This is a genomic window from Nonomuraea sp. JJY05 (assembly GCF_043496855.1).
In the GTDB taxonomy this organism is placed as follows: domain Bacteria; phylum Actinomycetota; class Actinomycetes; order Streptosporangiales; family Streptosporangiaceae; genus Nonomuraea.
On record NZ_JBIEIS010000050.1, the window covers coordinates 37,380 to 58,795 of the forward strand.

Annotated in this window: 22 protein-coding genes; 5 read left to right on the top strand and 17 right to left on the bottom strand. The window is 67.0% G+C overall.

From position 1 onward, the window contains the following. The first annotated feature begins 383 nt into the window (after positions 1–383). Positions 384–605: a LuxR C-terminal-related transcriptional regulator gene (locus ACFKCF_RS50485; protein ID WP_394503050.1), complete on the top strand. Its 222-nt coding sequence runs from the start codon at positions 384–386 to the stop codon at positions 603–605. A gap of 675 nt (positions 606–1,280) precedes the next feature. Here ACFKCF_RS50485 and ACFKCF_RS50490 read toward each other — a convergent pair. The 4 genes from ACFKCF_RS50490 to ACFKCF_RS50505 form a co-directional block, all read right to left on the bottom strand. Further along, complete coding sequence (locus tag ACFKCF_RS50490) at positions 1,281–2,141, bottom strand: recombinase family protein (protein WP_394503052.1); 861 nt, start codon at positions 2,139–2,141, stop codon at positions 1,281–1,283. Positions 2,142–2,421: 280 nt separating this feature from the next. Continuing rightward, positions 2,422–3,261 (bottom strand): alpha/beta fold hydrolase, encoded by an 840-nt coding sequence (locus tag ACFKCF_RS50495; protein WP_394503053.1) that lies wholly within the window; start codon positions 3,259–3,261, stop codon positions 2,422–2,424. After that, positions 3,258–4,265, bottom strand: coding sequence for a HEAT repeat domain-containing protein (locus ACFKCF_RS50500; protein WP_394503054.1), 1,008 nt, complete (start codon positions 4,263–4,265; stop codon positions 3,258–3,260). Before ACFKCF_RS50500 ends, ACFKCF_RS50495 begins: the two co-directional genes overlap by 4 nt. A gap of 6 nt (positions 4,266–4,271) precedes the next feature. Next, positions 4,272–4,940 carry a HEAT repeat domain-containing protein gene (locus ACFKCF_RS50505; protein ID WP_394503056.1) on the bottom strand — a complete coding sequence of 223 codons (669 nt, stop codon included), beginning with the start codon at positions 4,938–4,940 and terminating at the stop codon, positions 4,272–4,274. Between the two features lie 103 nt (positions 4,941–5,043). Between ACFKCF_RS50505 and ACFKCF_RS50510 the strand changes: the two genes are divergently transcribed. Further along, complete coding sequence (locus tag ACFKCF_RS50510) at positions 5,044–5,172, top strand: hypothetical protein (RefSeq protein WP_394503058.1); 129 nt, start codon at positions 5,044–5,046, stop codon at positions 5,170–5,172. Between the two features lie 28 nt (positions 5,173–5,200). Here the strand turns inward: ACFKCF_RS50510 and ACFKCF_RS50515 are convergent, their stop codons facing one another. After that, positions 5,201–5,389 carry a hypothetical protein gene (locus ACFKCF_RS50515; RefSeq protein WP_394503060.1) on the bottom strand — a complete coding sequence of 63 codons (189 nt, stop codon included), beginning with the start codon at positions 5,387–5,389 and terminating at the stop codon, positions 5,201–5,203. A 554-nt stretch (positions 5,390–5,943) separates the two neighbouring features. Here ACFKCF_RS50515 and ACFKCF_RS50520 point away from each other — a divergent pair. Beyond that, positions 5,944–6,723, top strand: coding sequence for a maleylpyruvate isomerase family mycothiol-dependent enzyme (locus ACFKCF_RS50520; RefSeq protein ID WP_394503062.1), 780 nt, complete (start codon positions 5,944–5,946; stop codon positions 6,721–6,723). Between the two features lie 46 nt (positions 6,724–6,769). On the opposite strand, the gene ACFKCF_RS50525 is transcribed toward ACFKCF_RS50520, so the two are convergent. From ACFKCF_RS50525 to ACFKCF_RS50535, 3 genes are all read right to left on the bottom strand, one after another. Continuing rightward, positions 6,770–7,315 carry a hypothetical protein gene (locus tag ACFKCF_RS50525; protein WP_394503064.1) on the bottom strand — a complete coding sequence of 182 codons (546 nt, stop codon included), beginning with the start codon at positions 7,313–7,315 and terminating at the stop codon, positions 6,770–6,772. Between the two features lie 267 nt (positions 7,316–7,582). Beyond that, positions 7,583–8,722 (bottom strand): NlpC/P60 family protein, encoded by a 1,140-nt coding sequence (locus tag ACFKCF_RS50530; RefSeq protein WP_394503066.1) that lies wholly within the window; start codon positions 8,720–8,722, stop codon positions 7,583–7,585. Next, complete coding sequence (locus ACFKCF_RS50535; RefSeq protein WP_394503067.1) at positions 8,719–9,024, bottom strand: hypothetical protein; 306 nt, start codon at positions 9,022–9,024, stop codon at positions 8,719–8,721. Before ACFKCF_RS50535 ends, ACFKCF_RS50530 begins: the two co-directional genes overlap by 4 nt. 196 nt (positions 9,025–9,220) lie before the next feature. Between ACFKCF_RS50535 and ACFKCF_RS50540 the strand changes: the two genes are divergently transcribed. Continuing rightward, positions 9,221–10,432 carry a cytochrome P450 gene (locus tag ACFKCF_RS50540; RefSeq protein ID WP_394503069.1) on the top strand — a complete coding sequence of 404 codons (1,212 nt, stop codon included), beginning with the start codon at positions 9,221–9,223 and terminating at the stop codon, positions 10,430–10,432. A gap of 110 nt (positions 10,433–10,542) precedes the next feature. On the opposite strand, the gene ACFKCF_RS50545 is transcribed toward ACFKCF_RS50540, so the two are convergent. From ACFKCF_RS50545 to ACFKCF_RS50560, 4 genes are read right to left on the bottom strand one after another with little or no spacing between them, the layout of a single operon-like run. Then, complete coding sequence (locus ACFKCF_RS50545) at positions 10,543–11,442, bottom strand: carbohydrate ABC transporter permease (RefSeq protein WP_394503071.1); 900 nt, start codon at positions 11,440–11,442, stop codon at positions 10,543–10,545. After that, positions 11,439–12,362 carry a carbohydrate ABC transporter permease gene (locus ACFKCF_RS50550; protein WP_394503073.1) on the bottom strand — a complete coding sequence of 308 codons (924 nt, stop codon included), beginning with the start codon at positions 12,360–12,362 and terminating at the stop codon, positions 11,439–11,441. The genes ACFKCF_RS50545 and ACFKCF_RS50550 overlap by 4 nt, the downstream gene beginning before the upstream one ends. Then, positions 12,362–13,705, bottom strand: a complete 1,344-nt coding sequence (locus ACFKCF_RS50555; RefSeq protein WP_394503075.1) for an ABC transporter substrate-binding protein — start codon at positions 13,703–13,705, stop codon at positions 12,362–12,364. The genes ACFKCF_RS50550 and ACFKCF_RS50555 overlap by 1 nt, the downstream gene beginning before the upstream one ends. Then, positions 13,692–15,062 carry an alpha-L-fucosidase gene (locus ACFKCF_RS50560; protein WP_394503077.1) on the bottom strand — a complete coding sequence of 457 codons (1,371 nt, stop codon included), beginning with the start codon at positions 15,060–15,062 and terminating at the stop codon, positions 13,692–13,694. The genes ACFKCF_RS50555 and ACFKCF_RS50560 overlap by 14 nt, the downstream gene beginning before the upstream one ends. 68 nt (positions 15,063–15,130) lie before the next feature. Between ACFKCF_RS50560 and ACFKCF_RS50565 the strand changes: the two genes are divergently transcribed. Further along, complete coding sequence (locus ACFKCF_RS50565) at positions 15,131–15,832, top strand: GntR family transcriptional regulator (protein ID WP_394503079.1); 702 nt, start codon at positions 15,131–15,133, stop codon at positions 15,830–15,832. Positions 15,833–15,977: 145 nt separating this feature from the next. Here the strand turns inward: ACFKCF_RS50565 and ACFKCF_RS50570 are convergent, their stop codons facing one another. The 5 genes from ACFKCF_RS50570 to ACFKCF_RS50590 form a co-directional block, all read right to left on the bottom strand. After that, complete coding sequence (locus ACFKCF_RS50570; protein ID WP_394503081.1) at positions 15,978–17,189, bottom strand: ADP-dependent glucokinase/phosphofructokinase; 1,212 nt, start codon at positions 17,187–17,189, stop codon at positions 15,978–15,980. A 1-nt stretch (position 17,190) separates the two neighbouring features. Beyond that, a complete protein-coding gene (locus ACFKCF_RS50575; protein ID WP_394503083.1) occupies positions 17,191–18,051 on the bottom strand; it encodes a ketose-bisphosphate aldolase in 861 nt (286 codons plus the stop codon). Positions 18,052–18,106: 55 nt separating this feature from the next. Beyond that, the gene (locus ACFKCF_RS50580; protein ID WP_394503085.1) at positions 18,107–18,949 is read right to left on the bottom strand and encodes a carbohydrate ABC transporter permease; all 843 of its coding nucleotides are present in this window, start codon (positions 18,947–18,949) and stop codon (positions 18,107–18,109) included. Positions 18,950–18,955: 6 nt separating this feature from the next. Continuing rightward, a complete protein-coding gene (locus ACFKCF_RS50585; protein WP_394503087.1) occupies positions 18,956–19,918 on the bottom strand; it encodes a carbohydrate ABC transporter permease in 963 nt (320 codons plus the stop codon). 61 nt (positions 19,919–19,979) lie between these two features. Further along, positions 19,980–21,287, bottom strand: a complete 1,308-nt coding sequence (locus ACFKCF_RS50590; RefSeq protein ID WP_394503089.1) for an ABC transporter substrate-binding protein — start codon at positions 21,285–21,287, stop codon at positions 19,980–19,982. Positions 21,288–21,416 lie beyond the last annotated feature (129 nt).

The window sequence follows — 21,416 nt, forward strand, 5'->3', positions numbered from 1 at the left end:
CGGGATGCTGTCGACCAGGTCGGTGGCTGTCGTTGTGGTCTGGGCGGTGGCCGTCTTGCCGGCTTGTGCCGTACTCGGCGCCAGGGCGGCGAGGACGGCGAGCGCGAGACCGGCGACCGTCCATGCGATGCGTCTCATGTCTCGTTAGAGGCGCGACCACACACTCGAGTTGCAAGAAGTTGACTCTTTGGCTTTGGGTGCTTACGAAGCGTGGCAGAGGCTCCTGAGAGTGCGTTACGCGAGCTGATGCCCCTTTCGTCGTTGCGGCTGGATGAGGTCTGCTGGTCAGTGGGTCAGCGTTCGGTCTACGGGCGCGGCTGGGCGAACAAGCCGGGCTCGGTTTCGACGACTACTGCTGGACGACCGCCTCTGAGCCCGACGATGTGCCGCGATCGGCCGACGGCGTCACGCTCACCGACCAGCAGCGGGCCGCCCTGCGCATGCTGGCCGCCGGCCAGAAGGACTCGGCCATCCCCCGCAGCATGGGCGTCTCCACGCGTACCGTCACCCGGTTGGTCGGTGAGCTCACGGCGATGCTGTGGGCGAACAGCCGCTTCCCGGCGGGCGTACGAGCGGCACGGCTCGGCCTCCTGGACGTCAGTTGACCAGCGAACGACCTGACGCTTCACTCTGGGCGTGTTCCGGCCGCGTCGCGGAAGCGTCCCAGGAAGGTCTGGGCCATTGACGCGTACCACCTTCGAGGCCGGCAAGCTCCACTCGATCGCGCGCAAGGAGTTCGCCGGCGATGGGATCAGGTTCACCGCCGATCGCGCCGAGGCCATCGCCGAGCTCTGCGACGGCGGTCGGCGAACGCGTCCGCCGCAGCGGTCCTTCCGCACGCTGTGCCGCCGTCTGGGCGTGGGCTGGGCAGGGCGGCGCGTGACCGCGGCACGCGGGAGCGAGGCTGGCGGCCATCCAAGTCATACTGGCCAGGTGGGTCGAAGGTCATACTGGCCAGGTGGGTCGAAGGTCATGCTGGCCAGGTGGGTCGCACGGGTGAGACGCCGACATCGTCGCCGGCGTCCGGATCGCCAACCGTCACCCACTGCAGCGGGCCGTCCGCGTGATCGCGGCCGACCGGGGTGACCGCCTGGAACGGTTCCAGCCATCGACGGAGGAGGTCATCGCGCGTTCGCGTGCCGGAGGACCGGGCGGGGGCGCTGCCTTCCGCGCTGTGAAAGCGAGCGAAATCCGGCGTCGACCACAGCGGAAGACATGGCCGGCAAGGGCTCGTTGACCCGTGGAAACCCCGTTAACGCCTGCGTCGGCCGAGCCGCCATCTACCGCCGCCTCGATCCCGACAAGTCGGGTTCGGCGTAGGAGGAGCATCGTGCTACGGGGTTGAGGAACCTGCGGACAGCCGTTGGCGGTACCCGTGAGTAACTTAGCTGGCCCCTTCGGCAGGTGTCCTCGGTCGGGATGTGCGAGGGCGGATTCGGCTGGCCGGGCAGTAGTCCGGTCAGTGCGGTTCGGATGGCGGCCCGGCTCACTCCATGCGTACGGGCGAGAGCCGCGATCGAGGTGCCGCGGTCGGCGAACGCGATCGCACCTCCGCAAGCCGGGCGCCGGCCAGCGCCGGGGGGCCGACCGCGGTAGCGGCCTTCGGCTTCGGCGGCGGCGATTCCTTCGGCGGTCAGCTCGTTTTGCAGGTCGCGCTGGAACTGCCCGACTGCGGTGATCACGTTGATGAGCAGCGCTGTCGTGGCGTCGTTGGCCGCGAGGTCGTGGAAGTTCGACAGCGGTCCCGACAGGACGCGCAGGGCGACGCCGCGGGCCTGGCACCAGTTGCGGACGGCGTGGATGTCAATCAGGTCGCGGCACAGGCGAAACAGCTCCGACACGGTCAGGACGTCGCCGGGGTGTGCGGCGGCGGCGACCTTGGCGAACGCGGGACGCTCCAGCGCGGGGATCTTGGAGGTGGTCGCCGGGTCCTCGAACCGCAGTACCCCCTCGGCCGGGCGAAACCCTGCGGCGATGCCCTCGGTCCGGACCAGGAGCGCGGCCTCGGTGAGGATGTGCCGCTGGCGCAGCAGCGACTGCGTTGCGGTGGACGAGCGTCGAGTAGACGATCCGCACCGAAGGTTCCTCGATGAAAGGGGGTCGGAGTCCCCCTTCTTTCTGCCGGGAAATCCTGTCGTCAATCAGAGCCCGCAAACGACCACCCAGAGCCGCGTTTCATCACCTGGTGTCCGGTTTCCTCGTCCGTCGGGGGCCGGCGCGGCAGCCTGTCGGGAAATCACCTAATCCCGACACCTGCCGGGGACGGCACCGCTCCATCCCCAAGTCAAGGGCCCACTTTGGGCTGGGGACACGGGAGCGGAAGGTGTCCGGAGGCCATACTGGCTCGGATACAGACCACTTGATCAACGACTGCTGCCAGTCAACCCCGGAGCCCGAGGGTGGGATCCCCTCGGGCGACCCTCAGGCCAGGAGGAACGCGGCGATCGGCTCGGCCTGGCCGAAGACAGCGTGACCCACTTCAGGCAGCAGATGCACGGTCGCGTGCGAGATGCACTCACGCACGCGCCGTGCGGTCTGGTGGGAGTCGAACATCACGTCACGGCCGCCGACGATGACGAGGACGTGCATGGTGAGAGCGCGCAACGCCTCATCGGGGAACACCGGGAGCCTCTCCCTGCGCGGGTTGAAGTGCGTGAACGTCAGGACGACGGCGTCGAGCGCCTGCCGGTCCCTGTCCCCGTCCAGTCCTGCGACCGCCATCGCCGACTCGCGCAGTCCGCCGCGCCGGAGCAGGCGGGTCAGCAGGGCCTTGAACATCCAGCCGACCTTCTGCCGTCCCACGCCGCCTGGGCACATCAACGCCAGGCGGGTCAACCGTTCTGGACGGCGGATGGCGTAGTCCAGGGCCGTCCAGCCGCCGAGGGACGTGGCGACGAACGCGGCGTCGATGATCCCGAGCCCTTCCAGCACGTCGTCCAGCCAGAGTGCCACGGCGTCGGAGTCCAGGGCGGGGCGCGAGGGCGCGCTCAGACCCGGCTCGCCGACGAGGTCGACGGCGTATGTGCGGAAGTTCTGAGACCATGTGGCGACATCTCCTCGCCACATGGACGCGTTCGCGCCCGAACCGTGCAGCAGCACCAGGGGCGGCGCGTCGTGCGGGCCGGAGACGAGGACGAAGGTCTCGCCCTGACGGGTCGGCACCCGTAGCTGCTCGGCGGGAACCGGCCAGGCCTCCAGCGCCTGCCGGTAGTGCTCGAGGAGCTCGCGTCCACCGGCTTCGGACTTGTAGATCATGGTCATGACGCCTGCTCGCGTATCCCGAGGATGTATGCCGCGGTAAGCGCAACGGCACGGTCTTCGTCATGTGACAGATCCGCGAGGGCTCGTGACGCTGTGGTTCCAGGGATGTCCGCGAGCGCCTGTGTCAGCCGTCGGCGTGCCGACGATTCGACGGTGTCATGGGCGAGGCGATCGACGAGCATGGAAGCGATCCGGTCCGCCGACGCGGGACGACTCGCCAGCGCGCTCAGGGCATCGGCCGCATCGACGTCATTCGTCCCCTCGACAACCATGTCAGTGAGCGTCGGAACGGCTTCGGCTACGCCACGGGCTCCCAGTGCCAGAGCCGCGTACCTGCGGACCACGATGTCGGGGCTCGTGAGGGCCTCCTGCAGCAGCGCGGTCGCCGTACCGTCCGAAATCTCGGCGATGGACTGGACGGCACGCTTGCGCACCTCGGCCACCGGTGAGCCGAGACCCTCCGCAAGCAGCGCCAATCCGTCGTCGCCCGATTGCGCCAACGCCCATCGAAGGGCTCCGGCGACGTTCGGGTCCGTCTCGCTCAGCACTGCCTCGACCAGCGCTTCCACGGGCACCGGGCCCTCTTCGACAGAGGACAGGGCCGCGCGCTGGCGCCTACCGGCGCTCTTCGACCCCAGCGCTTGCAGGAGCGCGACGACCTGGAGGACGTCCTGCCAGCCCGCGGGTTCGGCAGCGCCGATCCGGCGCAGTCGCGTGAGCAGCTGCGTCTCAGCCGCGATGCGTTCTCGCGTCTGGCGGATGAGGTCGTCGACGAGCTCTGCGGGCCTGAAGTCAGGATCATCCAGTGCGCGCCCGACTTCACGCAGCGACAGCCCCAACGACCGCAGGCTCTCGATATGAAAGATCCGCCGGATGTCCTCGCTGGAGTACTCTCGATAGCCGCCATCGCTGCGACCCGTCGGCCGCACCAGGCCGAGCGAGTCGTAATGCCGGAGCATGCGGGCGCTGACCCCGGACCGCCGTGCCACATCACCGATCAACACGGCCCGTCACTCCCCCTCGCCGGTGCCGCCGAGGGCCACCACACGCTTGGCCTCCTCGATCGCGAACGCCACCCCGGCATCCGGGTCGCGCAACACCTTCTCCGTGGCGATCGCGTGTGCGCGTACCCGTGGGTCGGGATCCGTCATCGCGGCGCGCAGCGTTGGCACGATCACCTCACCGAGCGCGACCAGCGCTCTGCTGAGACTCAGCCACATCTCACGCCCGCCGCGCCCGAGCTGCGCCGACAACACCGCAGCCAACTCGGGCACTTCACCGTCGGGCACGAGCACGACCGCCGCCCGCCAAGCGCTCCGCGCCACCTCATCGTCGGCGTCGCGCAGAAGCGCCCGTGTGATCGCCGGCCACGCATGCCGATCCCCGATCTTGGACAGCGTGTGCAATGCCTGGCTTCGTGCCTGCGCATGCTCCGAGCGAACTTCTTCGACAAGCGCCGGGACCGTCATTGACGCCGGGTGGCGCGTGAGCGCCCACGTCAGCATGTCACGCACAGAGAATTCGGGCTCGATCGCGCAGCGTTCGATGAGCTTGTCGATGAACCGCGGGTCAGGGCTGGTGCCGAGCGCCAGCACCGCCCGCAGCCGCACTGACGAGTCGCCGGCCTCCAGTCCCTGCAAAGCTGGGAACGCATCCGTGTCCTGTTTCGGCATAGCCATCGGGACCACCTCCTTGGCGCCAGTGAAGACCTTGTCACAGTGTCAAGGTCAAGCGAGGCCACGCCGCGAGGTCGCCAGGCACCCGCTGAGGGCCTCCGAGCGGGTGAACCCGACCAGCTCACGCGAGCAGCAACTGGCCAACATCCGCCGCATCTACGGCCCCGAGAAACAAGCCCTCGGCGTCCTGGCCATCGAGATCGAGATCGAGCTGACCAGCGAACCCACCACCTGAGCACCACGGACACCGGATGTCTGCACCCTCACGTGGGCTCGGCGTAGGGGTTGACCTCGGCGTAGGCATCGTCGGCCTCGGTGAGGTCAGACCCCTCCTCCCACCGGCTGGACTCCGGCCAGTTGCCCGGGCCGCCGATCCGGTACCGGTCCCTCCAGCGTGCCTCGGCGACGTTCCAGGCATGCAGCTCGGGCTGATCGACCGGGTCATAGTCCATGCGACGGCGGACGAACTTCTCGTCACACACAAAAGTGGCCCAGGTCGTCGCGGATTTCCTCCAGCAGCGTCACCACCCGGGTGATCCGGTCGGTGTCCGGGCCGACCTCCACCATCACCGGCATGACGTAGCGCGCCCACCGCCGCCGTGGCGCCCCCTCGCGCTCTTCGATGATGACGACCCCCCGCCTCCTCCTCGTCCAGGTCGTCGAAGGTCGGGTGCCTGTCCTCGCTCATCCCCACATCCTTCGGAAAGATCGGCAAAAGCCCAGAATCGCGCAGCCGCCGCCCGCTGCGGACGATTCGCCGGATTCGGCAGGGCAACAGCTGCCGGCGCCGCAAAGCCAGGGGGCCAGCTAAGTTACTCACGAGTACCGCCAACGGCTGTCCGCAGGTTTCTCAACCCCGTGCTACGACGATGCGGCTTTTTCGGCTTGCTGTCGGATGTCATTCACGACGGTCAAACGCAACCACGGCAGCCCTGTTTTCCGGCATAGTGCCACTCATATGGCCCGCGAACTTCGGGAAGATCACAAAGCACTTGGAGGTGCAGCGATGGACACATCCGCGTATTTAGAGGCCGTTGTCGAGCAGACGAGCACCTTTGCCGATTGGGTGCACGGCAAGGATGCGGCGGCCCCGGTGCCGACCTGTCCGGAGTGGACGCTGGCCGATCTCGTCGACCATGTCGGCGGGACCCAGCGCATGGTGGCCATGCTCGTGGGTGAGCAGATGACCGAGCCGAGCAAGGCGTTCGCCGGCTACGTTCCGGGTCCGACCGATTCGGGCCAGTGGCGCGCCTGGCTGAACGACGGCGCGGCCGCGGCGAGACAGGCGTTCGCCTCGGTCACCGATGACACGCCGGTGTGGGATCCGTCGGGCGGCGCCGCAGGCGTGCCGTTCTGGTCACGTCGGCTGTTCGGCGAGGCCTGCGTGCATCGCGCGGACGCGGCTGCGGCGCTCGGCACGCGGTACGAGCTGGCGCCGGAGCTTGCCGTTGCGGCCCTTGAGGACTGGCTGGACACGCTGACGTCTCGCGGTTATTGGGAGAACAGGCCGGGCTTCGCCGATGCGATGCGCGGGGACGGTCAGAGTCTGCATTTCCACGCGACCGACGCGTCCGGGGAGTGGGTGGCACGCCGGGAACAGGACAAGGTGGTGCTGGAGCGCACGCACACCAAGGCGGATGTCGTGGTACGCGGCCCAGCCGTCGACCTGCTGCTCGTGATCAGCCGGCGTCGCCCTCTGGATGCGGCTCCTACGCTGGAACTGCAGGGAGATCGGGAGCTGTTCGTCCACTGGATCGAGCACATGGACTGGGTCACCGGCGGCTGACCCACGCCTGGATGCAACCTCGCGCCCCTCAACGTCGACCCGGCCGTCATTCGAGGCGCCGGTCAGTCGTCGCGGCGCTCGGCTTCAGGCGCCGTCCGTAGGACCACGCCCCCACGACAAGGGCACTCCCGAGCCCTCCGAAGGCCAGCCCGCCAAACACGATCATCCACGTCACGTCCGTGCTGCTGGTGAAGGGCGCCGGTGGCGCGAACCGCGAAATCGTCCCGACAAGGCTGAGCGGCACCATGACCAGCAGCACAACCCCGTACACCCCGAGGCACAGCCCCACCCCCCAGGCCGGAACCAGGGGCAGGAAGGCAGGCACCCGCCGCCCGGCGAGAAACAGGGTCCACCGCGGAAAGACCATCCCCCATCGATGCACCAGCCCGAGAGCGAGAAACACGCCAAGCAGGGCCGCCAGCACCGTCAGATCAATGCCAACAGCCGCCAACGCCTGATACACGGGATCCCCATCGCTCTCGACCCCTCGAAGCCACGCCTCCCCGCTCACTCCGAGGGCATCACCGCCAAGAGTCCACACCGTCTTCACGCCCGCCCACGGCACCAGCCCGCACAACAGCAGATACACCACGCTCCGAACCCGCAGCGAAGCAGCCACACACCCTCCAGACGTGGAACACCCGTGACACCGCAAGGCTCCCGTCCAGGGGTGCCGGCGCGCCTCCCTCCTACGAGGGAACCCCTTCACGCCATCGGGTGAGAACTCAGGAATCGCTGCCTCGGGTGACCGTGGAGGCACACCACGGCCAGGCCGATGATCGTCTGCACGCCCTAGCCTTGGATCACGCACGGCCGCGTGGAGCCAGGCTTGCGGCCCGGCTCCAGGCGCGTGCCCGGGTCAGCTCGTTCCCGGCCGGGTGAAGCCCATGGGGGTACGGCTGTAGGGGGCGATCTTGACCTCGGAGCCCGGTCTGGGCGCGTGGATCATTGTGCCCTTCTCCGGGTCGAGAACGATGCCCACATGGTCGGCGGTGCCGTCACCGTTGTTGTCGAAGAAGACAAGGTCTCCGGGCCGAACACTGCCGTCAGGGATGCGCGGTCCGCGCATCCACTGGTCGTGCGCGACCCTGGGGATGGTGGTCCCCGCAGACTCGTACGCGCGCAGGGTCAGTCCGGAGCAGTCGAAGGAGCCGGGTCCCGTCGCTCCCCACACGTAAGGGTCGCCGATCTGCTTGAGGGCGTAGTCGATGACGGCCTGGGCACGTGGGTTGGGCGCCAGGCTGTGGGCGTTCGGCGGGACGGCCAGTGAAGGCGCTCCCCCACCGCCGCCACCGCCGCCTGCCCCGTTGACGCCGTTCCCGAGGCCGTCGCCGATCGGCAGGCCGTTGCCGTTGCCGTTGCCGTTGTAGGACGCCAGCTGCGTCGTCGGGGTGTGCGGCCGGAAGTCCGGGTCGGGGATCCACGGCATCCCGGACTTGTTGCCCGGGATGAAGTCTTGATCGCCGGGAGCGGGGATGCCGGTGAAGAACCGCACCTCGCCGAGGTATTTGTCGATCTCGCCGGTGGCCTGACCGAGCACCTCGGCGGCCTTGTCCGTGTGCACCTTGGCGCGCTCGAGGGCGTTGGCCACCTGGGACCTGATGCTCGTCATCGAGATCGTCGTGCTGTCGGGGTCGCCGCGCTGCTCGTCCAGCCAGGCGCGTTTCTCCCGGTAAAGGGCCTGGACCGCGCCCTTGGCCGTCTCCAATGCGTTCCCCGCGGCATCCAGCTTGCCGGCGCAGCTGGTCAGGGCCTCACTCAGTGCCGTACCGGACTCGGGATATCTGGCCATGTACTTGGCGAAGCTTTCGGCGGCGAGGCCGTTCCACGCGCTGTCCACCCTGTTGACCGCGCGCTTGATGACGCCGGTCTCTGTGGTGATGTCGCTCGCCAGCGTTCGCCATTGCCCCGAGATCTTGGAGATCTGGGCCTGGTCGCCGCTCAGGTCGTCGATGACGCGCTGGATGGGACTGAGGTACTGGTCCCAGATGTCCGTCACACCTGCTCCGTCCGGGGAACGCTGGGGCGGTCGGCCGTGCGGACGTTGGCGACGACCTGGTGGATGGCCGCCTCGACCTTGGTCAGGTTCTGTTGCGCATGGCGTATCTCGGCGTCGATCTTCGCCTCGAAGTCGTTGACGGCCTTGGCGAGCTTGCCGGAAACGTTCTCCAGGTCGCCGAAGCAGGAGGTGCTGACGCTCGTGGGACCATCCTCCGCCGCACCCTTGAACTGGTTAGCGACTCCCTTGGCCTTGGTGGCGCACTCCTCGAGCGTGTCGAAGTAGATCTCAAACCCTGCCACGTCACGCCTCTACTGTCAGACCAACATCAATCGCCCGACAATCTAACGCGATCTCATGGCCGGCGCGAGGCAGCCCCCCATCATGAGCGGGCACGTCCGGTGAGCCTGCCGGTGGGGCGGCGGTCTTGACCGTCGGCGGCTTGTTGCGTACGTTCCGGGCGAGCTTGTTGGACGACGGCAATGCCCGGAGGCGGCTTTGACAGAACAGTCCAGCACCACATCGACCTGGCCGGACCTTCCTCCCGGACCGTACGGCACCCCTTCCCCCGACCTGACCCGCCGCTACGCCGAGGCGCCCATGGAGGCGGCCACGCTGCCGAGCGGCGATCGGGTGCCGATGATCGTCCGGTACGCGGACGTCCGCGGTGTCCTCACCTCGCCGGCCAGCAGCCGTAACTTGCGCGAGCCCGGCCTGCCCCGAATGGTCCGGGGCACGTTCCTGGATGACGATCCGGCGGCGCTGATGAACCAGGATCCGCCCGAGCACACCCGCTACCGCCGCATCATGCACGGCACGTTCACGCCCAGGCAGATCGAACGCTGGCGGCCCCGCGCGGCGGCCATCGCCGGCGAGTTGATCGACGCGGCCGGCCACGAGTTCGACCTGGTCGCGGACTTCGCGCTACCGCTGCCCGCTCGGGTGATCTGCGAGCTGCTGGGCGTGCCGATGGACCGCTTCGACCAGTTCCGCGGCTGGACGGAGATGTTCCTGTCCACCTCGGACGCGAGCGCCGATGCCCGGGCCGAGGGATTGGCCGCGTTCACGGCCTACGCGCGCCGGCTGATCGAGCAGCACCGCGCCGCGCCCGGCGAGGACCTGATCGACCTGCTCATCGCGGCCCGCGACGAAGAGGACGGGCTCAGCGAGGACGAGCTGACCAACATGGTGTTCACGCTGATCCTGGCCGGGCACGAGACCACCGCCTCGATGATCGTCCGGGGCGTCTTCCGCCTGCTCCGCCACCCCGGCCAGTACGCCGAGCTCGCCGCGCATCCCGAACTGGTCGATCCGGCGGTGGAGGAGATCCTGCGCCACGAGGGCCCCGGCTCCAACGGCATGCTCCGGCGCATCACCGAGGACGTCGACGTGTCCGGCGGGACCATCCCGGCCGGCACGGTCGTGCTGCCCAACCTGTGGGCCGCCGACCACGACCCGTCGGTGTTCCCGGACCCGCTGCGCTTCGACGTGCACCGATTCACCGGCGCCCCGTCCACCCCGCACCTGGCATTCGGCCACGGCCCGCACTACTGCCTGGGCGCGAACCTGGCCCGCATGGAACTGCAGGAAGCGTTCCGCGCCCTGGTGACGCGCCTGCCAGGACTGCACGCGCAGGAGGAGCTGTCGGCGGTCGCGTGGAGCGACGGGTTCGTCTACCGGCCACTCCGGCTGCCGGTCAAAGCAGGCTGAATCCGGCCGGCCGGCGACCTTTCCGTGGTCGAAGGTCCTGCCCGACCCGGGGCGGCGAATGACAGGCCGGCCGGCCGTGCATGCGCTCGTGAACGAGGCCGCTGAGGGTCTCACTTGAGCGCACCCAGGGTGATGCCGCTCGTGACATAGCGCTGGAAGATCAGGAAGAGGATGACGATCGGGAACGTCGCGATGACGAGTCCGGCGAAGAAGGCTCCCTGGTCGCTGACGAACTGGCCCTGCAAGGAGAGCAGGCCGACCGACAGCGTGCGGTTCTGCGGGCGGGTCAGCAGGACCACTCCGAACTGCACCTCGCTCCACACGAAGATGAGCCCCAGCAGCGTGACGGAGACGAAACCGCCCTTGCTGATCGGCAGGACCACGCGGAGCAGCGCGGCCAGCTCCCCGTAACCGTCGATCTTGGCTGCTTCGAGCAGTTCCCGCGGCACGGCGGCGAACACCGACCGCATGATGAGCGCGATGGTGGGCGTCATGAACGCCGCATATACCAGCGAGATGCCCGGCACGCTGTTGAGCATCTGATACCTGCCCAGCAGCTCGAACGTCGGGATCAGCGCGACGACCAGCGGGACGCTCAGGGCCAGGACCATGACGCGGCTGACCGCGTTCGACAGGCCCCTGGTCGCGCGGGCCAGACCGTAACCGGCGAGGCTGCCGCAGGTCACGCCGATGGCCAGGCTGCAGAGTGCCACCAGCACGCTGTTGATGATGTACGTCGACAGCGGCGCGCCACCGACCACGCCCCGCCAGGCGTCGGCGTAGTTCGACAGCACCCACTGGCCGCCCAGCCCCAGCGGGTGGGCGTAGATGTCGCTGGTCGGGTGGAGTGACAGCAGCAGCATCGACACGAACGGCACGACCGTGATCGCCGTCCAGACCAGCAGGAGCGCGTAGCCGACGTACCAGAGCGGCCCACGCCGCCAGGCCGATCGTCGCCCGCTGCGCCGTACGGCCGGCCGCGTTCGGCTCGGCGTCCGCGACGCCGTCATCGCGCGTCCAGGGTCTGCTGGCGGAAGATCCGCATGACCATGATCCCGATGACGGCGACGATCAGCGTCGTGACGACCGCGGTGGCCGAGCCGTAGCCGTAGTCCTGGTCGACGAAGGACTGCTTGTAGACCAGCACCGGGAGGATGCTCGTGGCGTTACCCGGGCCGCCCCGGGTCATCGCGTAGATGATGCCGAAGGCGTTGAAGGAGAACACCGAGGTCAACGTCGTGATCGTGCCCAGCATCGGCACGATGTTCGGCAAGGTGATCCGGAACAGCCGTCCGGCCGCTCCGACGCCGTCCAGCGTGGCCGCCTCGTGCACCTCCTGGGGGATGGCCTCCATCGCGCCCAGCAGGATCAGCATCGCGTACCCGGTCTGCGTCCACACCGCGGCGAAGATCGCCGCGTACAGCGCCGTCGAGGACGACGCCAGCCAGGCGTGCCCGTCTCCGAGCCCGAGCAGGCCGAGCACGGAGTTGACCACCCCGGTCGTGGGCTGGAACGCGTTCGACCAGAAGATGCCCGCGATGCTGACCGGGATGATCACCGGTAGGAACCAGACGACCTTGAAGATCCGGGCGCCGGGCACCTTGCGGCTGATCGCGTTGGCCAGGAGGCAGCCGAAGGTCACCGTGAACACCACGGTTCCGACGAAGAACTGCAGGCTGGTCCCGATGGACTGCCAGACCAGCGAATCGTGCAGAAGCCGCCGGTAGTTGTCCAGGCCGTGATAGACGACCGCGCCGATGCCGTCCCAGGAACCGAGGCTGATCCGCACGGATCCGGCGATCGGGTAGGCGACGAGCACGAGCAGCAGCACCAGTGCCGGGAGCATCATCGCGATCGGGAAGATCCGTGGCCTCCGGCGAGGCGGCCGCGCCGTGGCGGCCGTCGCCAGAACGGCTTTGTCGGCGGTCATCAGTCCGACGCTCCCGACACCTTGCCGGACTGCAGGTCCTCCAGCGCGGACTGGTACTGCTGCGCCGCCTGCTGCGGGGTCAGCTTGCCGGCCACGAGCTTCTGCAGCACCGGCACCGAGAACGCCTGCCCGAGGGTGGACGGCACGGTGGAGTCCCAGATGTTGACCAGTCCGACGGACCGCGACAGCTCAAGCTGCTGCTGCACCAGGTCGCCGAGGTTCGACAGGCTTGATGCGGGGATGGAGGAGAACACCGGGAGCGAACCGGTGGCTGCGATGACGTCGACCTGGTACTTGTCGGTCATGAAGAACTGAAGGAACTTCTTGGCCAGCTCCGGGTTCGCCGCCTTGGCCGGGACCACCAGGGTGTCGCCGTTGAAGGCGTCGAACGGCGTCTTCCGGCCCGGAGTGAGCGGGGGCAGCAGGAACCAGCCCATCTCGAACGACGGCTTGGCCTCCTTCAGGCTCGCGTACGTGTAGTTGCCGCCCTGCAGCATCGCGAGTTTTCCGCTGGTGAACAGCCCCTGGGCCTGGTCGGTGTCCATGCCGAGCATCCCGTTCTGGTAGATGCCCTTCTTCTGCCAGTCCTGGATCGTCTGCAGCACCTTCACGAAGCCGGGGTCGGTGTACTTGACGTCCGTGGGAGAGCCGGGCTTGAAGTTCGTGAGCATGGCGTCGTAGTCCTCTGCCGACACCGCGGTGGGCAGCAGCGCGTCCAGCGTGTGCCCCAGGTCGTACGGGCTCGAACCGCCCACGCCGAACCCTTCGTAACCGGCGGCCTTGACCTTGCCCACCATGGACTCGAAGTCGGCGACGGAGGCGATCTGGTGGTCGGGCGGGTCGGGGATGCCGGCCTTGGCGAAGGCCGCCTTGTTGTAGTAGACGGGGTTGATCAGCAATTGCTCGTAGAGGACGCCGTAGTGGTGCCCGTCGGTCGTGTAGTAGTCGACCTGGCTCTTGGAGTACTTGTCCGCCAGGCCCGCGGCCTTCCAGACGTCGTCCAGCGGGGTCAGCTGCTTGTTCTTCAGCAGCGCCGACCAGACACCTGTGCTGCGCTGGAGGTAGCCGATGTCCGGGGTGCCGGTCGAGCTGAGCAGCGCCACGTTGGGGCCGCGGGAGCTGCCGGAGTCGACGCCCTCGAAGGTGACGACCGTGCCCGGGTTGGCCTTCTCGAAGTCCTTGCCGACCTGCTCCATGGCGCCGGCCAGCGGTCCGGTGGGGATCTGGACCCGGAGCGACTTGCCGTCACCGCCGCCTGGTCCGGTGCCGGTGCCGCACGCGGTGCTGACGGCCGCGAGCAGGGCGCCCGCGAGGGCCGCCCTCAGAGTTCTAGAGAGTCGCACGGGACCCGTCCTTCCAGGGAGCTGACAGCTCAATGGCGATGACGTCGATGAGCGCGCCGGTCGGCGGTGGCACGGAGATGATCAGTTCGCCGAGTGGCTCGTCGTCCGCGCCGTTGGCCTTGTGCACTTCCTCGTTGACGCTGTACGGCAGCGGTTGCTCGGTGCCGAGCAGGCGAACGCCGACGACCGAGCCGATGGGAACGTTCCTGACGATGAGCACCTCCTGCGGCTGCAGCAGCAGGTGGAGGTAGATGTTGTTGCCGCGCTGCGTGGCCGGGCCGTGAAAGTCGAGGCGTTCCGGCGCGGGCGCGGCCCCGACGATGCTCTCGCCGTGGCCGGCGAGCCAGCTGCCGAGCTGCTTGAGTGTGGCGACCTCGGCCGGCACCAGCGACCCGTCACCGCGCGGCCCGATGTTGAGCAGGAGGTTGCCGCCCCGGGAGACGACCTCGCTCAGGTAGGAGGCGAGCAGCCGCGGGCTCTTGTAGTCGAGGTCGTCGGGCCGGTAGGCCCAGCTCTCGCTCATGGTGAGGCACAGCTCCCACGGTCCGCCGGGTGGCCGGCGCGGCATGCCCTGCTCCGGTGTCGCGTAGTCGCCCTGGCCCGGCAGCCGGTCATTGATGATCACGTCCGGCTGCAGCGACTTGATCAGCTCGCGCAGCTCGGCGGCGTGCCATTCCTCCGCGGTGCGTTCCCACTCCCCGTCGAACCACAGCAGGTCGATGGTCCCGTACTCGGTGAGCAGCTCGGTGAGCTGCCCCTTGACGTAGCCGAGATAGCGAGCCCACTGCTCCGGTGAGGGCCGCCGGTAGCGTTCGTGCGGGTAGGGACGATCGGCGTCGGTGAACGCCGGATAGTCGGGATGGTTCCAGTCGAGCAGCGAGTAGTAGACGCCGACGCGCAGGCCCTCGGCGCGCAACGCGTCGAAGAACTCCCGGGTGATGTCACGTCCGTACGGCGACGCCGCGATGGAGAACTCCGACTGCTTGGTGTGGTACATCGAGTACCCGGCGTGATGGCGGACGGTGAAGACCACGTAGCGGGCACCCGCGTCCCGGGCGAGCCGCGCCACGCCGCGCGGGTCCCAGCGCCGCGGGTCGAACGTGGCCGCGCTCGACTGGTACTGCGTGATGGTCATGTCGGCCTCGGGTTCTGTCCGGCCTGGAAGGATCGAATGGCCGACCAGTGGCCAGCCGATCTCCACGCCTTGCTGACTCGCATGGTCCCAGTGCACGAACAGGCCGAAACCCGCGTCGCAGAACCAGTCGGGAATGGTCACGAGCTCATCCTTCTGCGTCGAGCGGGCTCGCTCAGATCGGATACGATACGATTGCATGAGGATGCAGGGCGTTTCGGTCATGTGTCAACCAGGAGTGGCGAAGATGTCCGGGACCTACGTGTCCGTAGCGGCCTCGGATGGAGGGGCGGATGAGTGAATCAGCGCGGGTGACAGGCGCACCCAACGGCTCGGGCTCCGACGAGCCCGCCAAGGTCAGCGTCCGCGAATCGGTCTTCCAGACGCTGAAGGCCCGGCTCATGGATCACGACCTGGAGCCCGGGACGAAGCTGTCGATCGACGGGCTCGCCCGCGAGCTCGACGTGTCGCAGACGCCGGTCCGCGAAGCGCTCGCGCGCTGCGAGTCGGAGGGGCTGGTCGTCCGCCGGCCGAACGCCGGCTATCTGGTCGCTCCCCTGCTCGACCGGGCCGCCCTCGACGACCTGTACGACGTTCGCCTGCTCCTCGAACCGTCCGCCGCCGCGCGTGCCGCACGGTACGCCACGGACGCCGAGGTGACCGCCATGCGGGAGGCGCTGGAGCAGATGATGTCACCGCTGCTCGGCGACACCTACGAGGCGTACCGTGGCTTCGCGGAACTGGACGCCCTGTTTCACAACGCGATCGCCGAGGCCAGTCGCAGCCCGCTCATCGCCGACACGCTGCGCAGGTTCCGCGCGCACACCCATGGTTACCGCCTCTACTTCCGCCATGGGATCGCCACTCAAGCCGCCGACGAGCACCGCGCGGTGTTCGACGCCATCTGCCGCAAGGATCCCGAGGCGGCGGCGAGCGCCATGACCGCCCACCTCGAGGCGTCGCGGTCACGCCTGACGAGCGCCTACAGAGCCTGACCCGGCAGGTCCGCGAAGAGCGCGCCCCGGGAACGCGGCCTGGCCGGCGGCGAGATCGCCGGAGCCGACCAGGCCCCGGCTTGCCCTGCATCGAGCGGTCACGAACTTCTGAACCGCTGTCCGGTGGTCGCGGGCCCGGACCATCTCACGTGGCGCGCTGCCTGCTTGAACCGCCCCGGGAGACTGCGGCCAGGAAGCCGCCGACGAACGCGTCGCCGAGCCCGATGGTCGTGGGCGCGGCAACGTCGAGCTCGAAGCCAGGCAGGCAACGAACAACCCCGCCCATCCGGCCCTCCAGGGCCGCGGCGAACTCCACCGCCTCCGTTCGCCTTGGCCGGTTCTGCATGAGCTCGTACTGATGGTGCGTGTAGTCATCGCCGTGGCTGTAGCGGGTGCTGGCGATCACGATGCCCTCGTTCAGCGGCTCCGCGTACTCGCCGGCTCTCTCGCCGAATGCCGCCGACCAATACTTGGTGTGCACGACCAGGGTCGGCACGGGGATGAGAGCTCGCAGCGATTCGAGGGCGCCTGCCACCTCCGTCACGGAGAGCAGGTTGACGGCGTGGCCCAGGTGGGCCTGCATCTCGTCTTCGTTCAGTCCGTAAATGTCGATGACTTCCAGGAGCGCGTCGCGGACCCGCCGGCTGTGGCCCGGCTCGTGGAATCCGGCGTCCTCGTAGTAGACGGCCGCCTCGGCCGGAAGCTGTCGCATGTGGCTTCTCAGCGTGGAAAGCCGCTGGTCGAGCGTTCGCCGGTCCCGTATCGCGTTGAATCCCGAGATCAGAAAGACCCGTGCGTCGCGAAGCAACGAGCCCAGTTCATCACTCAGCAGCATGGACTCGTTCGCCGGGTCGTTGACGTAGATCAATCTGTTCGGAAATGGCGCACGGATGTCGATGTCACCCGCCCGAACCCGCATGTCCCGGTCGTACTGCACGATCAGGTGCGGATAGAGGGTGTCCTGGTCGCCGCTGCAGATGTAGTCGCAGCTTGCCGGCAGCAGGCGGCGGACGATGTCGTTGAGGCTGACCAGATGCAGGGTGGACGGTACGCCGAGCCGGCTCATCTCCATCGCCGCTCGAACGGAGGTGCCACCCAGAGTCGTTCGTTTGGGGAAGCGCCCCGAGAATGCGCTCAGGCATTCGGAGGAGGCGACGAAGTGCTCGCCTCCCCCGCCCTTTTTGAGGTAGGTGAGAATCGAAATGACCAGCTCGCGCTCGTCGGTCACGGTGACCGACGAAGTCAGCTCGGCATCGTGGATCTGGTACTCGCCGACGAGTTGCTCCAAGATCGACGAGGACAGCTTGAGTTCGTAGTCGACGCATCCCCCCAAGCCCAGGACTACAGGACTGGTCATGTCAGTACAGAGACGCCTTGCCGGCCGCTTCGAAGAGGTCGATCTTCTGCGCGGCCACCACCTTCATCGCATCGATGCACGGCGGCTGGATGGAGTTCGGCTCACGCAGGCTCTCATCGGCCAGGACTTCGCGCATCTTCAGGTGGTAGGCCGCCTTGATGTCACTGGAGATATTGATCTTGTTGATGCCGAGCTTGACCGACTCCGCGATCTCGTCGTCCGGGTTGCCCGAGCCACCGTGCAGCACGAGGGGGATCTGGACCCGGTCCTTGATCTCCTTCAGCAGGTCGAGCTTCAGCTCCGGCTTCAGGGTCTTCGGGTAGAGGCCGTGATACGTGCCGATGGCCACGGCGAGACTGTCCACCCCCGTTTCCCGCACGAAGGTCACGGCGTCCGCCGGGTCGGTGTAGATGATCGCGTCGCTGCCGTCTTCGGCCTCGTTGTCGGTCTTGCCGATCGTCCCCAGCTCCGCCTCGACCGACAGGCCGACCGCGTGCGCGGTTTCAGTGACCTTCTTGGAGATCGCGATGTTGTCCTCGAAGGACTTCATCGAGGCATCGATCATCACCGAGGTGAAGCCGATCCGGATCGCGGTCAGCATCTCCTCATAGGTCGCGCCGTGGTCCCAGTGAATCGAGATCGGCACGGACGAGCGGTGGGCTCGCCGGGTCATCGCGGCGATCACGTCCACGCCGATGTGGCGCACCTCGTCGGGGTGGATCCCGATGAAAAGCGGCGCGTTCATCTCTTCGCTGATGTCCACGATGCCGTTGAACATGGCGTAGTCACTGATGTTGAAGGCGGGCACGGCGAAGTTTCTTTCATTCGCGACAGCCAAGAGCACCTTGCCGGTCGTCAGCATTGCGGCATTTCTCCTTCTGGGTGGTAAATCATCGCTCGGGACGGGGAAAGAGGTGTCAGGATTTGACGGCGCCGGAGGTGAGGCCGCCGATGAATCGCCGCTGGAAGAGGAGGAACAACACGAGCACCGGGATGGACCCCAGGATGCTCATGGCCATCATCTGGTTCCACTCGTAGGAGTGCTGGCCCATCAGGAGCTGGATACCGATGGGAACGGTTCGCATGTCGTCGGTACGGGTGAGCGTCAGCGCGAACAGGTATTCGTTCCACGAGATCATGAAGGTGTAGACACCCACGGCGACCAGCCCGGGCACCGAAATGGGCACCAGAATTCGCCAGAGAGCCGTCCAGCTCGACGCCCCGTCCACCTTGACGGATTCATCCAACTCCCGGGGCAGGGTGTTGAAGTATGCGGTCATCATGATGATCGCATACGGCAAGGTGAACACCATGTGCGTGAGGATCAGCCCCGGATAAGTATTATACAGACCGAGCGCCACCACGAGACCGAAATAGGGAATGACGAGTGTGATCGGCGGCACGGCCTGAACGGTGACGATCACGGCATTGATGGATCGCTTCAGCGGGAAGTTGTAACGGCTGAATCCATATGCCGCGAGGATCGCCACGAACAATGTCAGCACCGTCACCGAAAGCGCGACGATGTAACTGTTGAGGAAAAACCTCAGCTGGGCCCCGTCGGCCAGGATCTTCTCATAGGCGTCGAACGAGAAGTTCTCGGTGATCAGCCGCGGCGGAACCTGGAAGACCTCCCCATTGGTCTTGAACGACGTCGACAGCATCCACACGACCGGAAGGCCGGCGAAGGCCGCGCCGACGCACAAGCCTGCGAGCACGGCGATCTTCGCGCCGAGGCGCCGCCTCTTGCGGGTGAGCACGGGTGATCACCTCTCCTTTTGCAGGCGAACGTAGAAGAAGGCCAGAATCATCGTGAGCAGCAGGACTATGACGGCGGCGGCGGACGCGGTGGCGAACTCGTAACTGCTGAAGGCTTGCTTGTAGGTGTAGGTGCTGAGCATCTCGGTGACATTCAGCGGGCCACCACCGGTGGTCATCCAGATGAGTGCGAACTGCTGGGAGGTCCAGATGAGATCGAGCACGGCCATGCTGAGGAGCACCGGCTTCAGCTGGGGCAGCGTCACATTGCGGAACTGGCGGAAAGTGCTTGCGCCGTCCACGGAGGCCGCCTCGTACAGAACGGGCGAGATTCCCTGCAACCCGGCAAGGATGCTGATCATGAAGAAGGGGAAGCCGGCCCAGATGTTGATGAACGTCAATGCCCAGAGCGCCGTGTTCGGCTCGGAGAGCCAGCTCACTTGCTCGCGCATCACGCCGATCGTGGTCAGGATGTAGTTGACCACCCCGGACGGATCCAGCATGAGCCGCCAGATGACCGCGATCACGGCGACCGTGAACAGCCAGGGCAGGATGTAGATGATGCGGAAGATGGCTTTCGTCACGCCGCTCAACAGCGGCGTGTTGAGCATCGTCGCGAATCCCAGCCCGAGACCGAGGTGCGCGAGGGTGCTCAGGGTGATGAAGATGAACGTGTTCTTCAGCGCGGCCAGGAAGTTGGGATCGGTGAGCACCGTGGTGTAGTTGGCGAGGCCGGTGAAGACCGGATTCTGCTCGACGATCACGTTGTCCTTGAACGAATAGCTCACCACCATCGCGATGGGGATGATCATCAGGACAAAGATCAATATCAGCGTCGGCGAGAGATAGCCGTACGGGACGACCCGCTGCACGGGGAAAGGCCGCGTCCTGCTCCGCCGGCCCGCAGAGGATTCCGATGCCGATTTTGCGGCTCCCGGGGAGGCCGCGGGATCGAGTTTCGCGGTTTCCATCGATGTCTCCTTGGTTCGGGGCCGCGCCGCACGGTCGGCGCGGCCCACGAAGTACGGAAGGTCAGAGCACCGGCGCCCAGGCCTGTTGCGCCTTGTTGAGGGCGTCGTCGACGCTCTGCTTGCCGGTGAGCGTGAGCTGCAGCTGCTCATCGAAGCTGCGCATGAGGTCCTCGGACTTCGGCAACCCCACGAACTCGTTGGCGGGATACCCCGCCTTGTAGATGTCGAAGGCCGTCTTGAACAGCGGGTCGCTCTTGCTGAAGTCCGGCTCGGCCGTCTTGTTGCCGGGGAAGCCGTTCGCCAACGTGCTCAGCTGCGCATTCGCCTGCTTGTTCATCAAGAACTGGACCAGCTTGAACGCCTCGGCCTTGTGCTCGGAGGACTCGGCGACGCCGATCCCCCAGGACGCGTACGGGATGCCGCGCTTGCCGGTGTAGCCGTCCTCGGCCGGGATCGGCACCACCGTGAAGTCCAGCTTCGGATTGTTCTTCTTGATCAGCGTGATGTGAGCCAAGGAATCGATCACCATGCCGACCTGGCCGGTGGAGAACTTCTCGACCTTGTCCTGCTCTTTCATGGTGAGTGCGCCGGGCGAGATGACGCCCGCGTCGTTCAGGCTCTTGACGTACTCCACGGTGCTCTTGACGCCTTGGCCGGTCAGGTCGGGCTTCCCGTCCTTGGTGAGCATGCTGCCGCCCGATGCCCACAGCCATGACATCACGTCATTCTGGACGCCGTTGGGAACGGCGGTGTCGAGCGGCAGGGCCCAGCCCTTGACGTTGCCGCCGAGCGCGCTGATCTTCTTGGCCGCCTCCAAGAACTCCGTGCGCGTGCTCGGAGGCTTCTTGATCCCCGCCTTCGAGAGCAGATCGTTGTTGACGAACAGGGGATAGACGAAGTTGACCACGGGGATCATGTAGGTCTTCCCCTTGATCTGTATCTGGCTGGCGAGCTGGCTCGAGTCGTACTTCGCCGCCGTCATGAGCTCGGACAGGTCGGCGATGGCGCCCTGCTTGGCGAAGTCGCTCACCCATGCACCGTCGAGGCCCACGACATCAGGCAGCGTCCTCGACGCCGCTCCGGACACCAGCTGCTGCTTCGTGGAGGCGTACGGACCACTCAACAGCTTGACCTTGATGTTCGGGTTCTGCGCCGTGAATTCCGACATGAGTTTGTCGAACGATCCCGCCGGCAGCTCCGGCGCCCACCACTGCGCGAACTCCAGCGTGACGGTCCCGTCCCCGCTCGATCCCGCGCTTGCTCCCGAGCCGGAACCACATCCCACGGCCGTGGCGCCGATCATCGCCACCGCCATCACCCCGAGTAGTCGCCTCGTCCGGCTCTGCAACCGGGTGCTGCCTCCGGTCATCGCGACCTCCTTGCTGTACAGGTGTTACCGGTCTTTGCCGGTTTCCGCCACATTAACAACGCATGACGCCAGCTCACAAGACCTAGTAACGCAAAACCCGGCTAGAAACCGCATAGTTCGGCACACAAC

Excerpts from the sequence above, each read along its gene's own strand:
- ACFKCF_RS50585 (WP_394503087.1), bottom strand. The coding sequence starts at position 19,918 with ATGGAAACCGCGAAACTCGATCCCGCGGCCTCCCCGGGAGCCGCAAAA.
- ACFKCF_RS50575 (WP_394503083.1), bottom strand. The coding sequence starts at position 18,051 with ATGCTGACGACCGGCAAGGTGCTCTTGGCTGTCGCGAATGAAAGAAAC.
- ACFKCF_RS50570 (WP_394503081.1), bottom strand. The coding sequence starts at position 17,189 with ATGACCAGTCCTGTAGTCCTGGGCTTGGGGGGATGCGTCGACTACGAA.
- ACFKCF_RS50550 (WP_394503073.1), bottom strand. The coding sequence starts at position 12,362 with ATGACCGCCGACAAAGCCGTTCTGGCGACGGCCGCCACGGCGCGGCCG.
- ACFKCF_RS50560 (WP_394503077.1), bottom strand. The coding sequence starts at position 15,062 with ATGACCGAAACGCCCTGCATCCTCATGCAATCGTATCGTATCCGATCT.
- ACFKCF_RS50590 (WP_394503089.1), bottom strand. The coding sequence starts at position 21,287 with ATGACCGGAGGCAGCACCCGGTTGCAGAGCCGGACGAGGCGACTACTC.
- ACFKCF_RS50520 (WP_394503062.1), top strand. The coding sequence starts at position 5,944 with ATGGACACATCCGCGTATTTAGAGGCCGTTGTCGAGCAGACGAGCACC.
- ACFKCF_RS50515 (WP_394503060.1), bottom strand. The coding sequence starts at position 5,389 with ATGGACTATGACCCGGTCGATCAGCCCGAGCTGCATGCCTGGAACGTC.
- ACFKCF_RS50565 (WP_394503079.1), top strand. The coding sequence starts at position 15,131 with ATGAGTGAATCAGCGCGGGTGACAGGCGCACCCAACGGCTCGGGCTCC.
- ACFKCF_RS50545 (WP_394503071.1), bottom strand. The coding sequence starts at position 11,442 with ATGACGGCGTCGCGGACGCCGAGCCGAACGCGGCCGGCCGTACGGCGC.
- ACFKCF_RS50495 (WP_394503053.1), bottom strand. The coding sequence starts at position 3,261 with ATGACCATGATCTACAAGTCCGAAGCCGGTGGACGCGAGCTCCTCGAG.
- ACFKCF_RS50505 (WP_394503056.1), bottom strand. The coding sequence starts at position 4,940 with ATGGCTATGCCGAAACAGGACACGGATGCGTTCCCAGCTTTGCAGGGA.